Source organism: Streptomyces carpinensis (genome assembly GCF_002154505.1).
Taxonomy (GTDB): Bacteria; Actinomycetota; Actinomycetes; order Streptomycetales; family Streptomycetaceae; genus Streptomyces; species Streptomyces carpinensis.
The window spans coordinates 1-2229 of sequence record NZ_MUBM01000306.1; the positions used below are offsets into that span (position 1 = coordinate 1).

Here is a 2229-nt window from a genome sequence, read left to right on the forward strand (position 1 = left end):
GGGTGCCGGGAAGAGGGCGAGCACCTCGCCCATCGCCTCGTCCACCTCTCTCACGGGGTCCGTGGACTCGCCCCGCAGCCACCGGCGCAGCACGTGGTTGTGGGCGGCGACCACGGACGCCGCCATGAGCTCGGCCCGCAGTGACGCCGACTCCGTGGGGTCGCCCATCCAGTCCGCGATGAACTCGCGGAACAGCCGCTGGTAGCGGGCCACGCTGGCGATCTCGCGGTCGCGCAGGGCGCCCACCTTGCTGGTCAGGGCGTATCGACGGCGTGCGAGGTCGCCCTCGTCGATGTAGTGGAGCAGCACCAGGCGGACCGCGTCCGAGACGGCGACCAGGGCGGTGCTGTGACTGGAGGTCGCCAGCCGGTCCCGGATCAGTTCGAGCAGCCGGTCGTGGTCGGGGAAGATGACCGCTTCCTTGGACCGGTAGTGCCGGAAGAACGTCGTACGTCCCACACCGGCCCGTTCGGCGATGTCGTCGACGGTGGTCTGCTCGTATCCGCGCTCGTCGAAGAGGGCGAAGGCGGCGTCGGCGAGTCGGATCCGCGCGGGTGGCTTGCTCATGAGCGCCCATCCTTCCCTGTCCCGCCCTTCGGAGACCACTTGCCCTCTCTGATGGTACTGAGTACCGTCATGTAGAGATCCAGTACCAGAGGAGGTCCGCGTGGATTCCGTGGCACAGAGCGAGTCCGGTCTGCCGATCCGGCCGCTCTACGACGGCCGGGCGCTGACGGAATTCAACGCGGACGCCGCACTGGGCGCCCCGGGGAAGTTCCCGTTCACCCGTGGCGTGTATCCGACGATGTACACGGGCCGGCCGTGGACGATGCGGCAGTACGCCGGGTTCGGCACGGCGAAGGAGTCCAACGAGCGCTACCACGAGCTGGTCGGCGCCGGGACGGGCGGCCTGAGCGTGGCGTTCGACCTGCCGACGCAGATGGGCTACGACTCCGACGAGGCCATCGCCCGGGGCGAGGTCGGCAAGGTCGGCGTGGCCATCGACTCGATCGAGGACATGCGCACCCTGTTCCGGGGTCTGCCCCTGGACAAGGTGTCCACGTCGATGACGATCAACGCCCCCGCCTCGACCCTGCTCCTGCTGTACCAGCTGGTCGCGGCCGAACAGGGCGCCGCCGGCGACCGGCTGACCGGCACCATCCAGAACGACGTGCTCAAGGAGTACATCGCCCGCGGCACCTACATCTTCCCGCCCCAGCAGTCCCTGCGGCTGATCAGCGACATCTTCGCCTACTGCCACCAGGAGCTGCCCCGCTGGAACACGATCTCCATCTCCGGCTACCACATGGCCGAGGCGGGGGCCACGCCCGCACAGGAGATCGCGTTCACCCTCGCCAACGCCAAGGAGTACGTGCGCACCGCGATCGCCGCGGGCCTGGACGTGGACGACTTCGCGCCGCGCCTGTCGTTCTTCTTCGTCGCCCGGACCACGCTGCTGGAGGAGATCGCCAAGTTCCGCGCCGCCCGCCGCATCTGGGCCCGCATCATGCGCGACGAGTTCGGCGCCAAGAACCCCAAGTCGCAGATGCTGCGCTTCCACACCCAGACCGCCGGTGTGCAGCTGACCGCGCAACAGCCCGAGGTCAACCTCGTCCGGGTCGCCCTCCAGGGCCTCGGCGCGGTCCTCGGAGGCACGCAGTCCCTGCACACCAACTCCTACGACGAGGCCATCGCCCTGCCCACCCAGAAGGCCGCCCGGCTCGCCCTGCGCACCCAGCAGGTCATCGCCTACGAGACCGACGTGACCAAGACCGTCGACCCCTTCGCCGGCTCCTACGTCATGGAGTCCATGACCGACGACCTCGAAGCGGCGGTCCTGGAACTGATCCAGGCCGTCGAGGAGCGCGGCGGCGCGGTGGAGGCGATCGAGCAGGGCTTCCAGAAGTCCGAGATCGAGAAGTCCGCGTACCGGACGGCGCTGGAGATCGACAACCAGCAGCGGACCGTCGTCGGCGTCAACAAGTACGTGCTGGACGAGGAAGAGCCCTACGAGCCGCTGCGCGTCGACCCGCAGATCGAGGTCGACCAGTGCGAACGCCTCGCGGCCCTGCGCAAAGAACGCGACAACGGCGCCGTCGAGCGCGCCCTGGACGCCCTGCGCACCGCAGCGCGCGGCACCGACAACGTCCTGCCACCGATGCGCGAGGCCCTGCGCCTGTCCGCCACGGTCGGCGAGGTCTCCCACGCCCTGCGCGACGTCTGGGGCGT

Annotated in this window: 2 protein-coding genes; one reads left to right on the forward strand and one right to left on the reverse strand. The window is 69.4% G+C overall.

Translation table 11 applies throughout. From position 1 onward, the window contains the following. Positions 1 to 567 (reverse strand): TetR/AcrR family transcriptional regulator (locus BZY54_RS35315; RefSeq protein WP_086729405.1); only part of this gene is annotated, 567 nt, incomplete at its 3' end. A gap of 100 nt (positions 568 to 667) precedes the next feature. Between BZY54_RS35315 and BZY54_RS35320 the strand changes: the two genes are divergently transcribed. Further along, on the forward strand, positions 668 to 2229 hold a 1562-nt coding region (locus BZY54_RS35320; RefSeq protein ID WP_086729406.1), incomplete at its 3' end, for an acyl-CoA mutase large subunit family protein.